This window comes from Rhizosphaericola mali (genome assembly GCF_004337365.2).
In the GTDB taxonomy this organism is placed as follows: Bacteria; Bacteroidota; Bacteroidia; order Chitinophagales; family Chitinophagaceae; genus Rhizosphaericola; species Rhizosphaericola mali.
On record NZ_CP044016.1, the window covers coordinates 2,506,113 to 2,526,085 of the forward strand.

Sequence of the window (19,973 nt, forward strand, 5' to 3'; positions counted from 1 at the left end):
CTAAAAATTAACATTTAAAGAAAGACCATAAGAGGTTGAACCAGGAACAGATGGCAAATAAACACCCATTGCGCCATTAGAAGCACCTCCTGAATTGATCGTTTCAGGATCTCCAGCTGTAAATCCTTTTGATTTATTTAAAATTATATTTTTAGCTGTAAAAGTGATACTTGTTGCTTTGATAAGGCTATTCCCTAAAACTGTTTTTGGCAAACTATAAGAAAATGTTACATTTCTTAACTTTACATAAGAAGCATTTTGAACATAACTTTCTGTCACTCCTGAAACCGACTGCCAATAGTCACGACCAGTAACGGCAACAGTATTAGCTTGCTGTGTAGTTGCATTAACGCCATTTACAACTCTAGTACCTCTATCCAAAGTTTGTATAGCAGTACCATAATACATTCCATAAGAATCTTGAGAATTAATAAATGCACCACCAGATTTTACATCAATAAAAAAGCTTAACATAAAATTCTTATAGTTAAAGGTATTGGTAATACCTCCTAACCAATTGGGCGTATTATTACCTACGACCTCTGCAATGCCATTATTAACTGGTAAGCCATTATCATCCACTACAATTTTTCCATCTTGGCGTTGATATCTCGTCCCCATCAACATACCATATCGTTGTCCAGCAATTGCATAAGTACCTCCAATGGATGCAGTATCTAAACCAGGAGCTATTTCATTTACGATTGTTCTAATTCTAGTATAGTTTATAGTAAGATCCCACCTAAAATCTTTCGTTCTAATAGGATTAGCATTGATTAATAATTCAATACCATTTGTAGTCATACGGGAAGAATTGATTGTAGTAGAAGCATATCCAGTAGAATATGGAAGTGCTAAACCTGCCACAATACCATTAGACATATTTCTGTGAAAATAAGAAGCTTCAACTCCAATTCTACTATCAAAAAACTTCATTTCCAAACCTGTTTCAAACTCCTTTTGCAACTCATTTCTTAACTTCCCATTACCCAAGGCATCGCTGATCAAAAAGCCATTCAAACCACCAAAGGGGTAGTTTGTTGGAATGCCATTGGCTCCCGTTACCGTAGCTTGATTATAGTATGTATTATTTGCATAGGCATCAACATTGTCATTTCCAACAGAAGCATAAGAAACCCTCACTTTACCAAAATTGATAATTTTTTTTGCATTCTCTGACAAAAATTCGGAGAAAATAAAACCTGTTGCAATAGACCCGTATGGATAATATCTATGATCACTAGATAACACAGAGGACCCATCATATCTACCTGTTAATGATAATATTAAAAATTTATCATAATCAATCTCTGCCTGTGAATAAAATCCAACTTTTCTTTTCAAACCAGAGCTTTCAGTATATTTCACATTAGAAGCATTTGACATATTACTAAAACCTGCTATGGACAAATCTGATCCATAAGCATACAGATTCTCACTATAGTTAGAATAAATATTATTTCCTAAGATTAAATTTGTCCTCCATTTACTTCCAAAATCCTTATTTAAAGTAACTATGAAGTCATTATTAAATTGTTTAAAAGTCGTATTATTTGTAGTTATCAAACCAGTCGTGTAAGTTACAGATCCTTGGTTAACAAACGAATGATATCTATCGACATAAACGTCTCCACCACCTCTTTCCATAATTGACAACCAATTAGTAGGGTGCCAATTAATAGTAAGAACCGGTATAAATCTATTTATATTAGACTTGTTAATTGTATTATGTAACAACCAATAAGGATTGTCTCTACCTGTTCGATAGAGTCTTTGATTACCATCTTCATCCTCGTAAGGATTCAAATTATAAGACACCGGCGCATTATATAATGTAAATAATGGATTCGAAGCATAAGATTGAGGTAATATGTTATTAACACTACTACTATAACTCAATTGGAATGTCGCAGTCAAATCATTCAGTATATTGACATTGTATTTTGAAAAGAAATTATGTCTTATAAAATTAGTAGTAGGTTCTGTTCCACTTTGGTTGACGTAAGAATAGGACATTACATAGTCCGACTTCCCATTGCCACCACTAACACTTACATTATCTAAAGTTGTAAATCCAGTTTTATAAAACTCTTTAAGTGGATTATAAAATTTAACCGACGGATCTGCAGCCGTTAGTGAGTCCATGCTAGGTCCCCACGATAGAGATGATTGTTGATTCACTCCATCATAATATTGACCATCTAACCCCAGTGCATATTTCATTTGATGCTCTGGCAAAATGGCCTTATCCATTATATTAGAGGTACTAAATGATACCTTAGGTGTATTGGACATTGTACCTTTCTTAGTAGTAATTAATACCACACCTCTCGCACCAGCAGAACCGTACAAAGCTGTAGCAGCAGCACCTTTTAAGATATTAACATTGTCAATAATCGCAGGATCTAGGTCATTTAAACGATTAGATCCCCCACCACCATCGGTAGGATTACCCGTTTCATCATTATTAATAGGAATACCATCCAAAATAATTAATGCCTGATTATCTCCATATAAAGAAGTCGCACCTCTAATAACTATTCTAGTCGCACTTCCTGGCATACCGGTAGAGCTAGTTAACTGTACCCCTGCAATTTTACCTGTCATAGAATTCAATATGCTAGGATCTTTTGCTCTTAATAGTTCATCGCTTTTTATTTCTTGTGTACTAAATGTCAGATTTCGTTTTGATCGCTTTATTCCGAGTGCCGTTACGACAACTTCATCTAATTGCCTAGTGGAGTCTTTAGATGATCTAATGGAATCTTTTTCCGATTTAATTTCTTGTGACATAACTTTAGATATTGGAATTAGTCCAACACAAGTAGTCAATGAACAAATGAGCCATTTTCTTAACATAATTAAAGAATTTTCTGACTCAAATGTAAAATAGTATAATATCTAAAAATTCCTCAATATTATCAATTTGTTATTATATTTTATCCAATAAAAATTTTATTTCATTAGTAAAAATCAAATCCCAAACCTAATTCACATCAAAATTAACAAATATAGTTTTTATATAATTTAAACTATATTATTTAATACTTCTCATAAGCGATCCATTCTCACATATTTTTATATTAAATAATTTTGTTTGAACGATAAAATATTTTAGGAAATGTAAATACTGAATGATCCATTCTAGAAGGAATTTCAGCACCTATTAAGTAAATGGTGAACAAAAAATCTTTAGTTCAAATCCTTAGATATAGACCAGCATTAGTATAGTCATTCAAAGAATAGGTAGAAAATAAAGATCTTTCCCAGCCTTTATCAAAGCATCTACTACCCAATTGATACCTTTCGGATGGCACGTTAATATTTGCATCACGGACGACAAGCATCAAAGTAACTTTCAATTTGTAAGAATTTTTAACATTGTTCAGCTACCCATATCAAGAACAGACAGATTACGCTATCTATTATACATCCCTCCATTAGTCGTCAATACGATTATCATAGCATACACATGTACAAATATCAACTTACAATTGGCAATTGTAGAAAAAAATCGTCCCCATTGATTTTATCATTCAAAACTTACCGTCCATCCTTACTTTTTTTAAACTGCAATTGAATGTTTCTTCCAAATTTAGGAGAAATACTTGTCTATGCACCATTCCAATATAGAGAATGTAAAATAGTAAAATAATATACTAACGATAACAATATATACCACAACAATCATAATAACAGTACAATAAATATTCAAAACATTTGAAATAATTATGATCAATATTTTATCGGAATTCCATATTTTATGGAAGATTTCATAAAATCTCGAATATGTTGAGTTGCAACTTTACGATCCTGCATTCTCAAATACATCATATGCCCGCTTTCGTATCCCTCCCATTTAATACGGTTTTGTAGTTTACCATTCGGGTCAAGTTGCCAAGTATTATACTTTGCATTAAAATAATCACAAGCTCCATCAAAGTAGCCAGATTGTACAAAAAGATTCAATGCTGGATTTTGCCTCATGGCATTTCCAAGATCATAACCTGTATTATTGTTATTATTATCCCAAGGAAATACAGAACCAAAAACATTATATTTAAGATCAGTTTTAAATCCTAATTCATTACGGACATAATCATTCATTGCGGGAGCAAATGCGTTATTCCATGCTACTAATTCCATATTATAGTCAGGTTCAACGCCTCCATCTTTCGCATCAATTCCCTTATACCTAGAATCTAGTCGACCAATAGTAAACCCCTCTTCCCTGAGCAACTCTTTCCAAAATAACCATGGAGATACATCGAGATTATTATTTAAATACACTGAAGCCTTTATTCCTGTATAACTTTCCAGTTTTTTTGCAATGGCTGCTTTCTTTTCAGCGGGTAATATTCCGCCGTAAGCCAAGGCTGGAATAAATTCTTCAATTGTAAATTTCTCCACTTCTGGGAGAAAGTCTTTTAGCTTTTTATCTGCATAAGGTGCTAATAATTTTTTATGATACCAGGCGGTAGCTGCAAAGTATGGCGTTTTTAATGCAGCAGATACAGGTCCATCTCGCTTAATTCCTAATTCCGTTGGAGAGACTAAAATAACACCATTTAAAAACATCCATTCTCTACTTTGCAATGCTTCAGCTAGACCAGCCGCACGCGTAGTTCCATAACTTTCTCCAATCAAAAATTTTGGAGATTTCCAACGATTGATCCTACTAACAAATGTATTAATCCAGTCAGCAATATATTTAACATCTTGATTGACTCCATAAAAAAGAGCATCAGGAACATCTTTACTTGTTTTTCTAGCATATCCAGTATTGACAGGATCTATATATACAATGTCTGCATCATCCAGTAAGGAGTAAGGATTATCCCGCATTCCATAGGGCAAGATAGGATATCCTTCATCATCTATATTCAACATACGAGGACCAGTATAACCAATTTGCATCCATAATGAAGCAGTACCGGGACCACCATTAAATGATATCAATAATGGACGTTTAGCTCTATCATTAATATTATCTCTTTCATAGTAGGTATAAAATATATCCGCAATAGCACTTCCATCTTCATTCCATATTGGCATCGTTCCTGTTCTTGTAGTATAAGATATATTTACTCCCCTAATTATTGCAGAATGCTTAGTTATCACACAAGTATCAGGATCAATTTTCATTGAAGGCGACACTGTAGTCGGATTCTTATATTCAGGTATAGGTATTGAATTCCCTCTTCTTTGCGCCATTAGACAATTAGAAAATATAGTCAAAAATGCGCTCGTAAAAACAGCCAATATTTTAATCATATTAAAAAAATAATTATACTATTTTTGATTCTATTTAGTATAAATATCAAAATAGTGTTCTTTTATATTTAATTTTTGTTCCTTATAGATGTACATTGGAATCACTATACTAATTTAAAAGGAGTTGTCAATAATATCTAGACAACTCCTTTGACCTAATTCTTTATTTAGTGTCCCACCATACTCTATCTGTCAGAGTTGCTGTTGGTACATTAGATGCATTGGCAGTTTCTTCAGATAATGGATATAAAAATCTACGCGGAATGCCTTTTGTATTAGCAGGCGCTCCATTGGCGGTACTAATTACAGTCAAAGCTGGATAACCGGTCCTTCTCCAATCCGTCCATATTTCAGGTGAAAAAAAGTTAGCAACAGATTTTTCCTCCATGATTCTTTGGATTGCGTTTGAAGTGGTAAGTGTACCTCTATTAGTTAAATATGCCTGTACACTATCCGCAGACGCACTCAACCCCATCTTAGCCATATTATTTAGAATAGCAGTTTGATAAACCTCTTGTGCAGCACTCAATCCAGAAACATAATACGTTGCTTCTGCCTTCAAAAACAAAGCTTCGTCCGCTGAAAATATATAACCATTGGCATTATCTGCCGCATAAAAATCACCTGGAATAGAAAAATTATAAAGAGTCTGAAAACCGGAACCAATAACGCTACCTGTATATAATCCAGTATTTGCAGCAGGTGCAACTAATTTAGTCAAACGTGGATCCTTTCTTGACTTTAAAGAATCAACATAATTTGATGCTAGAATATTTGTGGATGTATTATAAAAATTCCAATACCATGGAGATGAATAATTTTGACCACCATTATAAGTGAAATAACAATCCTCGGTGTAAGACGTAAGACCATTATCTAAAGCAGCTAAAGCAAGTTTGGACTGAGTTTGCACATCATAGCCAGATGCGTTTATCAAATGCATGTAAAATCTAGCTTTCAACGAATATGCCAATTTCTTCCACGAAGTAGCATTTCCACTATAAAAATAATCATCGGTACTGGGAACTAAACCATTTCCTCTATCTAATTCAATAATTGCAGAATCAAGTAAAACTTGAAGATTTGTATAAATACTTTCTTGACTATCAAACTTTGGCGTCAAATTCCCCACTCCTGAAAGACCTGCTGAGTAAGGAACATCACCCCACCAATCTGTCACATCGCCTAATGTATATGCCGTTAAAGTTTTTGCAATACCTGCATAGATATCATTTCCATCAACCATCGCCAAACTATCCATAATTTTCATATTATTCAAGTTTGTCACATAGGCATAATACCAATAAGAATTAAAACTAGAATTATACACAACATATGTTACTTCATTTGGGACAGGTTGATTAAGCGTCATATTTTGCATCCAATAATTGATGTAAATAGCAGCACCACCTGCAGCCATTCTACTCGATACGGATTCTTCTATTGGTCCCAATAATAAATTAACAGAAGGAGAGGTCAAATCATTATTATCTTTATTGACATTTAGAAATTTTTTACAGCTTGTAAATATAATAGGGATACAAAGTAAAGCCGTCAATACTTTTATTATTTTATTTCTATACATTTTTTTTACATTAAAAATTAGAAAAGAAGTTTAAGGGCTACACTATAAGATCTGTTCGTAGGTGTACCAAATGTATAAACACCAATACTACCATTACCTGTACCAAATGTATTATTAGACTCTGGATCTGACCCCGTGAAATCACTATTATGCCAAATCCATAAGTTTCTACCCGTCAAAGTTATAGTAGCCTCTTTGAAAGGAGATTTTTTGAAAATAGAATTATTTAAAGTATAGTTTATATTAACATTTCTAAGTTTAATATAAGATGAATGTTGAATCAATGCCTCTGTAATTCCACTAATCCTTTGATAATAAGATTCAGCTTTAACAACTTTGGTATTTTCTTCTCCAGTTGCAGCATCAATGCCTTTCACTACAAAATCAGCTCTATTCTCAGTCCTTTTACTTATACCATAGTAAAGGTTATAATAATCATCTGTATTTTGAATTACACCTCCTTGCCTAGTATCAAATTGAAATCCCCATGAGAATTGTTTATATCGAAAATTATTAATAATTCCTCCAGACCAATTAGCCATAGCAGATCCCAAATATCCATTTGCTTCAGTATATGGTAAACCGGATGCATCAACTAAAAGATTACCTTTCGAATCTCTTGCATAGACTGAACCATATTGCATTGCATATTTTTGTCCTTCAACTGCATAGGTAAAACCAATATTGGTACTAGTTAAACCACCTCCAATTTGTTTAACAATGGTTTTGGGATTACTATAATTAATAGTCACTTCCCAATTAAAATCTTTTGTTTTAATTGGAGTTCCCGTTAATAATAATTCCAATCCAGATGTTCTGATTTTAGCTGAATTAATAGTTGTACTAGAATAACCTGTTGAATTTGCAATTGCGATACCTTGCACCAAACCGTCACTCATATTTCTAACATAGTAAGAGGCTTCGATCCCCACTCTACTATTAAAAAATTTAGATTCAAAACCCACTTCAAATTCTCTCTGCAATTCATTTTTTAAAGTCGAATTACCTAATGCATCACTAGACAAAAATCCATTTTGACCACTATAAGGCCAAGTAATATTCGTTGAAGCTTGATAGAATGGAGTTATATTTGAATAAGCACTTACATTATCATTACCTACAGAGGCATAGGAAACTCTTACTTTACCGAAATTCATCACATTTTTAAAACTACCTTTTATCAAATCTGTGAAAACAAATCCCAATGCCGCTGACCCATAAGGATAGAATTGTTTTGCGGTAGACAAAACAGAGCTTCCATCATAACGTCCACTTAGGGATAAGATTAAGAATCTTTTGTAATCAAGTTCTCCTTGTGCATAAAATCCAATCTTTCTAGTCAATGTATTATATTCAGAATAGGTAATTGTTGAAGCATTTGCCATATTATAATAACCATTCGTAGTCAAGCCAGTACCTGTTGTTTGCATCTGATCATAATTTGTAGTTAATATATTATTTCCTACTAATCCCGAAATTTTAAAATCTTTAAAATCATGATTCATCTGAATAATAAAGTCTTGATTTATTTGACGGTTATTAGCATCTCTACTAACTAATCTACCATCCGCATAGCTTACATCTCCAATATTTACATGATAATTATATTTATCAGAGGATATATCTGCCCCAATTCTTTCTGTGATTGTCATCCATGGCAAGACATTATAGTTCATTGTTACCACCGGAATAAGTCGGCTAACGCCTGAAACGTTACCTACATTATCTAAAACCCAATATGGATTATCTCTACTATATCTATATAAACGTTGACTACCATCATCATTATAAATAGGGAAAAAATCATATGAAATAGGTGCACTATACAAGGTTGTCAAAGGACTTTGTAAGCCATATCCCTGATTCGCAAATCTATTTTTTGAATAAGAATAATTAATCGACGTAGTCAAAGATAACTTAGGTATAATCTCTGTTCTATATTTTAAGAAGAAATTGTTTTTAGTAAAACTAGTATTGGGAACCGTCCCTGTTTGATCCAAAAAAGAATAAGAAGCTACATAATCAGAAGTTGCATTACCTCCAGAAACGGATACTGTATTTGTATTGGTTTTACCAGTTTTAAAAAATTCTTTCAACGGATTATGAAATTGAACATTACTATTTTCTGCCTTTAAAGAATCTATATTTGGCCCCCATGACAAACTTGTTTTAGTATTCTCGCCATCAATATAAACCCCTCCATCCCCCTGTGCATAAGTCATCTGACGTGGTGGTAAAATTGCATGATCTTGAGAATAAATAGAGGAAACTGTTACAGTAGGTTTTCTATTTTTAGCTCCATTTTTTGTAGTAATAAGAACCACACCTCTTGCACCTGCAGAACCATATAAAGCCGTTGCAGCGGCGCCTTTTAAAACGTTGATATTTTCTATTATGCTTGGATCAATATCACTTAGTCCACTAGTACCAGCACCTCCATCTCCACCTCCATCTCGTTCACTATTATTAATAGGTACACCATCCAAAACAATTAATGCTTGGTTGTTTCCTAAAATAGAAGATATACCTCTAATTACAATGGACGTAGCGGCACCAGGGGCCCCAGAGGTACTATTAAGTTGAACACCAGCCACTTTTCCACTCATTGCATTTAAAACACTAGGTTCCTGTGTTTTTAGCAAATCAGAGCCCTTTATTTCTTGAGTACTATACGTTAGATTACGTTTTTCACGCCGTACTCCTAAAGCTGTAACTACAACTTCATCTAACTTATTAATTGAGTCATTACTTCTTCGCAATGAATCTAAATTTTTTATTGTATGCTGAGCTTTGATAAAAGTAGTCGGGATTACCAAAGACATACATACAATTGAGGGTAGTAGCCATTTTCTTGCCATATTCTCATGTTTTAGTAATCCAAATATCTTATCTAAATTCGAATATAACAGCTAGCATTTTAACTAAAACAGCTCATATTTTAACACATTAACAACTAATTCACATCAAATTCAACAATTGCATTTTTTATTATATTTGAGCTTGCAACCATTTGGATTTGTCCTTTATTCTTACCGCTTTTAATAATCACTTGTGCTTTACCACCAAACAAATGTCTTTGCCAAGCACCATCGACACATTTATCGGCTTCATGACTACTTGGATCACCATTACCGACACCTATAATTTGAGCATCAGTGCCATTTAAGGAAAATTGAATTAAATCATTCGCATTCGGCACTTCTAAACCTTCTTTATCAACAACAGAGACATTTACCACAACAGCATCTTCACCATCAGCCAAGAGTACTTTTTTGGAAGGAGATAATTTAATTTGATAAGGAACATCTGTAGTTTTGACTATAGAGGTAATTTCTTTTCCGTTTCTATGTCCAATAGCTTTTAATTCACCCGGCGTATATTTTACATTCCAAGTTAAATGCCCGTCTTTAGGCATCGTCTTTTTACCCAAACTTTGTCCATTTAAAAATAGTTCAACATCCTCTGCATTGGAATTTATCCAAACCAATTTTTCTTTTCCTTCATCACCTTTCCAATTCCAATGTGGTGCGATATTTAAAACATCTTTATTGGACCACCAAGCTTGATAATAATAGTAAACTGTTTTGGGGAAACCACACATATCCATTATACCAAAATGCGAATTAATATTGGGCCAACGATAAGGCGTAGGTTCGCCTCTATAGTCAAATCCTGTCCAAACAAAACCACCCATATACCATTTTCTTGCATCTGCCTGCGTCCACCAAGTTTCTGCTTTAGCCGCCCATGAAGGAAATGTTGAGTCATAGTCTGGAACATAACAATTTACTGTATCTTTTATAAAAACACCTCTAGTAGACACCATACTAGAAACCTCAGAACCGTAAACTGGCTGTTCTGGATGATCTTTGTGATAAGGATCGATACCTTCAAGATGATAATTAAATCCTCTAATTGGAATTACTTCATTAACTCCTTTATACACATTGCCCATATTGGCGGCGTAGGATATACCACGAGTCGTATCTAACGTCTTTATTAGATTAATTTGATTTTGCGCAATGCGTGTACCTATATTATTAGCTTGAGTCAGATATTCCTCATTTCCAATAGACCACATAAATACGCTTGCATGATTTCTATCTCTTTCTACAAGATCGGTGAGTTGCTTTGCATATTCGTTTCCACTTGTCAATAGTCTGGTTTCATCGAATACCAATATACCCAAACTATCACAGGCATCTAACAACTCTGGTGTGGGTGGATTATGTGTCGTGCGATACGCATTTGCACCCATTTCTTTCAATAGACCCACTCTATAGTATTGCAAATAATCTGGTAGTGCAACGCCCACACCTGCATGGTCTTGATGATTGCTCACACCCAACATTTTCACAGATTTACCATTTAGAAAAAAACCGTCTTTACTATCAAATTTGAATTCACGTATTCCAAATTTAACTTTCAAACGATCCAATTCTTTTCCATTTTTTGTAACTACAGTAACGGCTCTATATAAATATGGATTATCCAAATCCCACAATTCCACATTTTTCAAAGCAATAGATTGTTTAATCCTTCCGCTTTCGTCAATTGCCAATTGAATCGGTTGGACTTTAGAAGTTCCAATCACCTTACCCTCTCGATTAGTAATTTCGGTAAATACAGAGATATTTTGGTTTTCTAGACTCTTATTTTCTACTTTAGTTTCGGTATAAATTGTTGCATCTTTACCTTTTATCGCTGTATGTACATAGAAGCCATCTTTTTGCGCAATATGCACATCGTTATAGTTATTTAACCAGACATGACGATAAATACCCGCACCTTCATAAAACCAACCTTCATCTTGAGTCGCATCAGCACGTACAACTAGGGTATTTTTCTTTCCAAAACGGATAAAATCTGTAATATCATAGTACGCAGTCGTATAACCACTAAAATTACCTCCCACATAATAACCATTTATCCAAACTTTACTATCTCTATACACACCATCGAATTGGAGTATGTAACGACCACCAGAATCTTGTGCATTTAAAGTAAATGATTTACGGTACCATCCTATGGAATTTTCGGGAAATAAACCGCCTACAGGCTTGTAACCATGCGCATCTATATCATCATTTTTTATATACGTGAATGGCAATCCTACGACCCAATCATGTGGTAGATTGACAGAATCCCAGCCGGATTCATCCCATTTTTCAGAAATCGCAGTATTACTTGTTTCCCCTGACTTAGAAAATACATTACCAATTCCATAGTTAAAATCACGATTTGGATCTGAAGCATTTCCTAAATGAAATTTCCATCCAAAATCAAAATTTATATGCTTTCTTTCTGTTTGCGCATTGCTTGTTTGAGTGAAAATGGTTCCAGATATTAATAATGCAAGCAAATATTTATGATACATAATTCTATTTATTTATTTTAATGTAGAAAATTTCCAATCTGAGTTCCAATCGATGGATATCATATCCTTTTCAAATGTGATTGGTAACCATTGATACCGGCTATCTTTTAAATTTTTCGGATTCCACTTATCTCCTACATAGATCCAATGAGGTTGTTTACCTTTTTGATATTTGAATGCAAAAGCGGGTTGTCCGAAAAATGAAATATCCGCATTTGGACCATGAAATGGATTATACAATTCTTTATAGGGGCCAAATATGGTAGAGGCAGAATAAACATTGCCTTTATTTGGTCTCCAACCTGTGCAAGCGCTGGTTAATAGATAATAAGTATTATTTTCTTTGATCATAACAGGAGCTTCACGCTGTTGACTAAAAAGCATCGTATCTTCTTTAGTAACATCCAAATAATCCTGTGTTAATTTAACAATGCGCATATCATAGTTTTCATTAGAACTATAAATATGATAGGCAGTACCATCATCATCTACAAAAAGATTCATATCCCGCGACATATTACCATTAGGTCGAAAACTTTTTTTATAAATATATGGCCCAGTAATAGATTTACTTGTTGCAATGCCTGCGCGTGCAGCAGCATAACCTTTATCTTTTAACTCCAAATGAAACCACATCACATACATTTTAGTTTTAGCATTATAGATTACTTTGGGACGCTCCATAATACAACCCGTTTCAATATCTGAACCAATAGTTGAAGACGTTCCTAAAGCTAATTTTTCAAACTTCCAATTATATAAATCTTTGGATGAATACACATTGACTCCTCCTGAGTGCGCGGCACCACGTTTCTCTCCAAACCAATAGTATTTACCATTTGCAAATAACAAATCACCTCCATGAGCATTAATCGTATCTCCATTATTATCTAACCAAATACGATCAGGTTTGATGTTATCATATTGCACTTTTTGAGCTATGCCATTAAGTGAAATATTATTCAGTATTATTGTGAAAATTAAAATTGAAATATATTTCGTATTCATTTAATTATTTTTTTATTACGATTGTGTAGATACTTCTCGGTTGTAGTTGCAACTCTGACGTATTAGTAGAAATGGATTGTTTGGATAAATTATGTTGTTCGTTTGTAAGATAGACAGTCATCGAACTATATTTTTTCAGGTTGGTAATGTTTGGATGGATATTTTTTTCTTCATTGGAATAATTTATCAGCACAACTACAATCTGTTTATTATCCTCAAATGCGGAAACCATTAAGTCTTTTGCCTGTTGTACTTCATTTAATCCATTATTTACAACAGCTTTAATTCTGTGCATATTGGGTAATATAAAATGACTATAATTACCTAAAGCCCACAACATTTTCGTAGGAATAACTTTTCCTGACACAAATGTAGAATCGGAGGATTGCAATGCTAATAGGAAATAGCGCGTATCGAAATCTGGATTCCCAGGCTCGACACTATTCCAAAATTGCCAAGCCTTTGCATTGCCATACACAAAATCATCATGTATTACTTTACTCAAAAACAAAGCACAATCCATAGCGGACACTTTTCCCTTTTTGCCCTCTTTGTAATTATCTCCCAACATGGAGTATTCCGTTTGCCAATAAGAAGTACCATATTTTTCCGCTGTATCACGGACATTTTTTCGTATTGCAATTCTAGTGGAGTCATCTCCGTCTGTATAATAACTATGACCAGCAGCAGCATTTAAAACATGAGAATATTTTGATACATCTAAAGAACTATTTCTATTAAAAAGCATTTGAACCTGTTCACCTGCTCGTCCTTTTTTCGAATACAGATATTCTAAATGTCCAGCTTCGGGTGTTATAATTTTCGAATTTATTTTATTTTTAACTAATGCACTATCTAAGGCCTTTACAATTTTAGAAATTTCATAGTTGGTCCATGGAGAACCTTCCTGACTATTGTTATACCAATCCCATTGCGGTTCATTGACAGGACTGATATAATTAAAATGAATTTTTTCTTTAGCAAAATGAGATAGTATATTGGCTAGAAATTGTGCATAATTGCCATATTCATTTGTTTTTAAATTGGAGGTATAATCCTTTATTGTTTTAAAACCGAGTCCATTGGTGGTCATAAATACGGGTTGCGTATTAGAAAATGCTATCAAATCTTTTACGCCATACGCTTTAGCTTTTTTGACAAACCATAAATAGCCAATTTGTTTGTTCCAATCATAGTGACCATTTGAATCTAAAAAACATTCAACTCTTTTTCTAAAATCTTTAATGCGACTTGAATCACCTAATTCTGTAGTACCACCTCCAATATTAAAGCGAAAAGACGACAACCCAATACCTTCGGGGTTGCCGTCTTTATCCATTTTTTTACTAAATAACCAGCGAGCCATATTTTCTCGCTGCTCCTCACTCCAATATTTTCCAATAAACTCTGTAAACCATGCCGATGATGCTCCTATATTATCTATTCTTTGAAAAGATATTTTTGAATCTATTTCTATCGAAATAGAGGAATTGCTTTGGGCATGTGTTATATGAATTCCTAAAAATAAAAATAGTGATAGTGTAGTCTTAAACATAAAAGCTATTTTTTACACCGTCAAATATCCCCATTAAAAGTGTAAAAAACAATATCTTCTATGCAAATCTTTCCACATCGAACGCAGACAAGTCCACACTAGTAGATTCGCGTTGCAAAAGTTCTTTCACTAACAATCCTGTTGCGGATCCCAAACTAATACCTAATTGGGAATGCCCAGTAGCGACTACAAGATTCTCCCATTTTTTAGTTTTACCAATATAAGGCATTCCATCACCAGAAGTCGGGCGGAACCCATACCAAATCTTATCCTTTACATCATCCAATTTTATATTTATTTGAGGGAAAAAATCATGTACAGCCTTCAGAATGCCTTCCACTCTATTTAGTCTCGGAGGCGTATCAACAGAAGTAATTTCCATGGTACCTCCAAATCTTATTTTATCCCCATCCATAGGCGTAAAAGCACAACGTCCTTCTACCAATATACCAGGATGTTGGATATTCATCTGACTATTGGAAACGGGTAGCGTTATTGAATATCCTCGGCCACCAACCAATGGCATTTTTAAGTTCAAATCTTTATTAAATGAGGCGGACCAAGATCCTGCAGCTAAAACGAATGCATCAGCAGACATTTTACCTTTTGTCGTTTCAATCTCAGTAATATGCCCTTGCTTACCATGTAACCCAAGCACTTCAGTATGGGACAATAGTTGCACCCCTTTATTTTTCAAATATTCTATCAAATGCGCCATTAATTTTTGAGGATACAAATGACCATCACATCTATAGTGAATTGCACCAATGGCATCCACTTCGGTATTGGGTTCTAAACGATCCAAACCAGCTTTATCTTCTAGAACGACATCCAAACCTAATTTTTGCCCAAATGCAACGGTCTCTGCACATTCATGTTTTGCCGCTGCTGTTTTGAATATTTCAATCATTCCTTTGTCATCATAAGCAAAGTCAAAATCTTTTTGCCAAACTTTTTCGTATTCATGCTTCGCTAACAAACCAATATCTCTCAAGGGAATGCCATGTTTTTCAATATTTTCATGTTTGGCACTTTTCAAAAATGCCAATCCCCATTGAATCAAATCCTTATTTAATCTTGGCTGTATATAAAACGGACTTTTAGAATCAAACATCCACTTAATCCCTTGTTTTACTACACCGGGAGTGGCTAATTGGATATAGTGACTAGGACATACAAAACCCGCATTACCGTAAGAACAATTATCCAAATAATCATTCTTTTCTACAACTGTAACATCCCATCCAGCTTCAACTAAATATTTGGCGGAGGACAAACCGATAATTCCACCGCCTATAATAATTACTTTACTCATTATATTAAAATCTTTAAATTGCTATTTTGATTTTATAGTTCTAATTTCAAATGCTCGACCTGCAGTATAACCATGATTAGCTAATAATGAAATTTTCACTTGGGATTTTCCTTTCGTCAATTCAACTGGAATTAAATATTCTTTATCGTAAAATTTATCCTCTTGAAAATCTCCTTTGGTAGTTTCTGTAAGTAAAAGTTTTCCATCCACAACGATATCAAATTTTCTATTTTTATCCGCACCGATATAGTTAATTAACAAACTATTCGTCGAATTAGGATCAACCTTCATTGTAAAGTTTAAAGATCCACTAGCACGCGCTTCTCTACCATGCTTTCCAAATGCTTCACTTACATAACTATTTCCTGTAGATGTAAAATTATGATCACGTTCTGGTTGCATCTCTCCTATTCTAAATAGATCTATAGTACGTAGTTCGATTTCCTTTTCATGTTCCTTTTCCTTGATATATTCCGCTTTTCTCACAGACCATTCTTCATTGGTAAATTTATCCCAATACACATTGTAGTGACCTTGATCAGAGGCGTAGAATGGTTTTATAGAAACCTGAATCGGTTGTGCTGCATCTGTAGTTTTGAATAAAAGATTATGAATATCTGTAGATTTCACCCAATTATTTACATTATTATTTTCGGAAAGAATTACGGGCACGCCTTCTACTGGATCTGGATTTTTCGCACCCAATTGTCCCGCTAACAAAACTGGTCCATAGTAAAATGCTAATCTTTTCGAATTATCATTCATACTTTCTGCATATAATTTCTTTGGAATACTATAGGTAATTTTATCCCCTAATTTCCACTTGCGATGAATATCAAAATAGCCATCAGTACCTATGCTAGAATTATATTTTTTACCATTTACATAAATAGTAACTGCATCATTTTCTACCCAAGATGGTTTACGTAATTTGATCGTAAATTCGGTAGCTTTCTTTGGCGAAACTGCAATTTCTATTTTATCTGAATGCAAAATATTAGATTGAATTTGAATCGTTGCATTTTTTTCTTTCCATTTCAACTCAGAAGGAAGGAATAAATTAACATACAAACTCTTCGCATCAGGTGATTGAAAGTAAATAGCTTGGTTATATTTTGTATGATTTTCCATACCTGTACCTACACAACAGGTGAACGTATTAAATTGATCACTATATTCTTTTTGTCCGCCCATACGTAGTGGAACAAAATAACAGAACATACCGTCACTATCATTCTGAGAACCTAAAATGCCATTCACCAATGCACGTTCATAATAGTCAGCATAATTAACATTAGGATTCCAACTAAAAATCGCCGCAGTCAATTTTTCCATGTTATAAGTAGCGCAAGTCTCACTATTATCATCACTTAATCTCGTACTTAATTTGTCTTCATCTCCAAAATATTCATAGTTACCATTTCCGCCATTGGCATATGTATGATGATTCACTATAGTTCTTTGCATGTATTGCGCAATAATACTATCACGAGAAAGACCTCCGTAAATATATTGATCAGCGGAACCCAATCCTTTTGGAATATTGGTATTAGAGTGTTTATTTTGAATAGCATCTTTCCTTTCTGACAAAGGAATCATGACAAAATCATCAATCCAACGGTAGGATTGTTTTAGATATTTTTGTTCACCAGTTATAGCATAAATCATTGCTAAGACATCATTCATTCCTCCAAATTCGCAACGCATCATTTTTTGCATTAAGGAATCATCCAAATGGGTAATCAAACCATCTGACCAGTCTGCCATACCCTTCACCACCGTTAATGCCTCTTTATTTCCACCATAAATATAAGCATCAACTAAACCAGCCATAACTTTGTGTACCGTATACCAAGGAGACCAACCGCCATTTAAATCAAAACCGCCAGAATGAACGATACCTTTTCTAACTAGGCCAAAAATACTATCCTCTTTAGGAATCGCACCGACATAACCAGTACCTCTTTTTGTTTGGCATTTTGCCAATTCCCCTGTTATGTAGTCAATCCTTGTTTTCAATTGCGGGTCTTTGGTAGACGCATACAACATACTGATTGCAGAAAGATAATGCCCCAAACTATGACCAGACAAGCCATCACTTTCCCAGCCACCATAGGCATCGCCTTTTGTTGGTAAGCCTGCATTGATATAGAATCTCGCCAACAATCTATTAGGGTCCAATAATAAAAGATATGTGGAATCTAATTGTCTAGCTTTATAAAATTCTGAACCAGGAAGTAATTTCACGTCAGATAAGTCAAACCCATAAGCCTTGATATTCGCTACAGGTTTGACTTTAAATCTTGCATCATTTCGTTGTGGAATATAAGATTGCGCTTGTATGCCACAATACACAAAAGAAGAACATATTAAACTTAATAGTATTTTTTTCATTCTTATACTTTTTGTAAACTTTCATTTGATAGTTTCTTTTTATTCAAATAACTATAAATAGGAAGTCCCAGTAAAACAATAAATAAGCCCGGCCAAGTAAATTTTGGTTTATATATAAATAGGGAAATAGAAATCACCGAAGCGACTATAATATAAATAATTGGCAAAACTGGATACCCTATTGCTTTATAAGGTCGAGCTAAATTGGGTTGTGTCTTTCTCAACTTAAAAATACCCGAAATCGTTATAATATAAAATAGCAACACTACAAAAATTACATAATCAAGCAAATCTCCATAATGACCACTCAAACATAAAATAGAAGCCCAAAAACATTGAATCCATAAGCCATTTGCAGGAACCGAATTTTTATTTAAAACTCCTGCTTTTTTCAAAAATAAACCATCATGTGCCATCGTATGATAAACGCGAGCTCCCGTAATTATCAAACCATTCACACATCCAAATGTGGAAATCATGATCAATATTGCCATAATTCGCGTTCCTGTTAGTCCAAACAATCTCGAACTCGCATCTATCGCAATTCGATCATTTTTTGCAAAAGCAATTTCTTTTAATGGCAATGCGGATAAATAAACAAAATTGACTAACAAATAAAGCGCTGTAACTATAATCGTTCCCAACACTAAACTTAAGCCAATATTTCGTTCTGGTTTTTTAACTTCTCCAGCAATAAAAGCAATCGTATGCCAACTATCCGAACTAAACAAACTACCCACCATAGCAGCTGCAAAAGCACCAAATACCGCAAAACCAGAATAGTTACTAAACCCATCGAGCGACAATTTTCTAAACGAAAAGGCATTTTGCCAATTCTGATGCCATACATTTCCATTTGCACCAAAATAAAAGCCGAAACCGATTAAACCAATAAGCGAACACAATTTTGCAATTGTAACAACGGTCTGAATGTTTTTTCCATGATTCACGCCAAGCGTATTGATGGCAGTCAATCCTATAATCAAAACAATAGTCAATATTTGCGCAGCGGAAATTGTAAAACTAGAAAATTGTAGCAAAATATGATCTTCACCTAAAGAGGGAAATAAATAAGCGGCAAATTTGGAAAATGCAACACCCACGGCCGCAATAGTCCCAGTTTGAATAACGGAAAAGAAACTCCAACCGTATAAGAATCCCATTTTTTTACCAAATGCTTCTCTTATATAAGTGTACTGCCCACCCGCTTTGGGAAACATACCGCTTAATTCACCATAACTCAATGCACCTATTATAGTCACTAAACCAGTCAAACACCACAATAGTATCAACCAACCCGAAGAGCCCACATTTCTAATCATATCCGCGCTAACTATAAATATCCCAGAGCCTATCATAGCTCCAGCCACAAACATAGTCGCATCTAACAAACTTACATTTCGTTTATAATCATTTTCATCTGTCATAGTCCATCATTTTCAAAAAATAGCACAGTTGCAGTAGT

The 19,973-nt window shown here is 34.1% G+C and carries 10 protein-coding genes; all 10 read right to left on the minus strand.

Annotation, left to right across the window (positions count from 1 at the left end):
* The 10 genes from E0W69_RS10815 to E0W69_RS10860 all read right to left on the minus strand — a co-directional run bounded on the left by E0W69_RS10815 (position 1) and on the right by E0W69_RS10860 (position 19,935).
* On the minus strand, positions 1 to 2,793 hold the full coding sequence (locus tag E0W69_RS10815) for a SusC/RagA family TonB-linked outer membrane protein (protein ID WP_191967816.1): 2,793 nt from the start codon (positions 2,791 to 2,793) through the stop codon (positions 1 to 3).
* Positions 2,794 to 3,735: 942 nt separating this feature from the next.
* Complete coding sequence (locus E0W69_RS10820) at positions 3,736 to 5,274, minus strand: S10 family peptidase (protein ID WP_131330076.1); 1,539 nt, start codon at positions 5,272 to 5,274, stop codon at positions 3,736 to 3,738.
* Positions 5,275 to 5,437: 163 nt separating this feature from the next.
* The gene (locus tag E0W69_RS10825) at positions 5,438 to 6,859 is read right to left on the minus strand and encodes a SusD/RagB family nutrient-binding outer membrane lipoprotein (RefSeq protein WP_131330077.1); all 1,422 of its coding nucleotides are present in this window, start codon (positions 6,857 to 6,859) and stop codon (positions 5,438 to 5,440) included.
* Between the two features lie 17 nt (positions 6,860 to 6,876).
* Complete coding sequence (locus E0W69_RS10830; RefSeq protein WP_131330078.1) at positions 6,877 to 9,717, minus strand: SusC/RagA family TonB-linked outer membrane protein; 2,841 nt, start codon at positions 9,715 to 9,717, stop codon at positions 6,877 to 6,879.
* Positions 9,718 to 9,812: 95 nt separating this feature from the next.
* A complete protein-coding gene (galA, locus tag E0W69_RS10835) occupies positions 9,813 to 12,236 on the minus strand; it encodes a beta-galactosidase GalA (RefSeq protein WP_131330079.1) in 2,424 nt (807 codons plus the stop codon).
* Positions 12,237 to 12,248: 12 nt separating this feature from the next.
* The gene (locus E0W69_RS10840) at positions 12,249 to 13,244 is read right to left on the minus strand and encodes a glycoside hydrolase family 43 protein (RefSeq protein WP_131330080.1); all 996 of its coding nucleotides are present in this window, start codon (positions 13,242 to 13,244) and stop codon (positions 12,249 to 12,251) included.
* A gap of 4 nt (positions 13,245 to 13,248) precedes the next feature.
* Positions 13,249 to 14,799 carry a glycoside hydrolase gene (locus E0W69_RS10845; RefSeq protein ID WP_131330081.1) on the minus strand — a complete coding sequence of 517 codons (1,551 nt, stop codon included), beginning with the start codon at positions 14,797 to 14,799 and terminating at the stop codon, positions 13,249 to 13,251.
* A gap of 58 nt (positions 14,800 to 14,857) precedes the next feature.
* Positions 14,858 to 16,114, minus strand: coding sequence for an NAD(P)/FAD-dependent oxidoreductase (locus tag E0W69_RS10850; RefSeq protein ID WP_131330082.1), 1,257 nt, complete (start codon positions 16,112 to 16,114; stop codon positions 14,858 to 14,860).
* A 21-nt stretch (positions 16,115 to 16,135) separates the two neighbouring features.
* On the minus strand, positions 16,136 to 18,508 hold the full coding sequence (locus E0W69_RS10855) for a beta-L-arabinofuranosidase domain-containing protein (RefSeq protein WP_131330083.1): 2,373 nt from the start codon (positions 18,506 to 18,508) through the stop codon (positions 16,136 to 16,138).
* Between the two features lie 2 nt (positions 18,509 to 18,510).
* Positions 18,511 to 19,935, minus strand: a complete 1,425-nt coding sequence (locus E0W69_RS10860) for an APC family permease (RefSeq protein WP_131330084.1) — start codon at positions 19,933 to 19,935, stop codon at positions 18,511 to 18,513.
* Between the last annotated feature and the right edge of the window lie 38 nt (positions 19,936 to 19,973).

What these genes read in the sequence shown, in the direction of transcription:
- E0W69_RS10815 (WP_191967816.1), bottom strand. Translation starts at nt 2,793, where the DNA reads ATGTCACAAGAAATTAAATCGGAAAAAGATTCCATTAGATCATCTAAA.
- E0W69_RS10820 (WP_131330076.1), bottom strand. Translation starts at nt 5,274, where the DNA reads ATGATTAAAATATTGGCTGTTTTTACGAGCGCATTTTTGACTATATTT.
- E0W69_RS10825 (WP_131330077.1), bottom strand. Translation starts at nt 6,859, where the DNA reads ATGTATAGAAATAAAATAATAAAAGTATTGACGGCTTTACTTTGTATC.
- E0W69_RS10830 (WP_131330078.1), bottom strand. Translation starts at nt 9,717, where the DNA reads ATGGCAAGAAAATGGCTACTACCCTCAATTGTATGTATGTCTTTGGTA.
- galA (WP_131330079.1), bottom strand. Translation starts at nt 12,236, where the DNA reads ATGTATCATAAATATTTGCTTGCATTATTAATATCTGGAACCATTTTC.
- E0W69_RS10840 (WP_131330080.1), bottom strand. Translation starts at nt 13,244, where the DNA reads ATGAATACGAAATATATTTCAATTTTAATTTTCACAATAATACTGAAT.
- E0W69_RS10845 (WP_131330081.1), bottom strand. Translation starts at nt 14,799, where the DNA reads ATGTTTAAGACTACACTATCACTATTTTTATTTTTAGGAATTCATATA.
- E0W69_RS10850 (WP_131330082.1), bottom strand. Translation starts at nt 16,114, where the DNA reads ATGAGTAAAGTAATTATTATAGGCGGTGGAATTATCGGTTTGTCCTCC.
- E0W69_RS10855 (WP_131330083.1), bottom strand. Translation starts at nt 18,508, where the DNA reads ATGAAAAAAATACTATTAAGTTTAATATGTTCTTCTTTTGTGTATTGT.
- E0W69_RS10860 (WP_131330084.1), bottom strand. Translation starts at nt 19,935, where the DNA reads ATGACAGATGAAAATGATTATAAACGAAATGTAAGTTTGTTAGATGCG.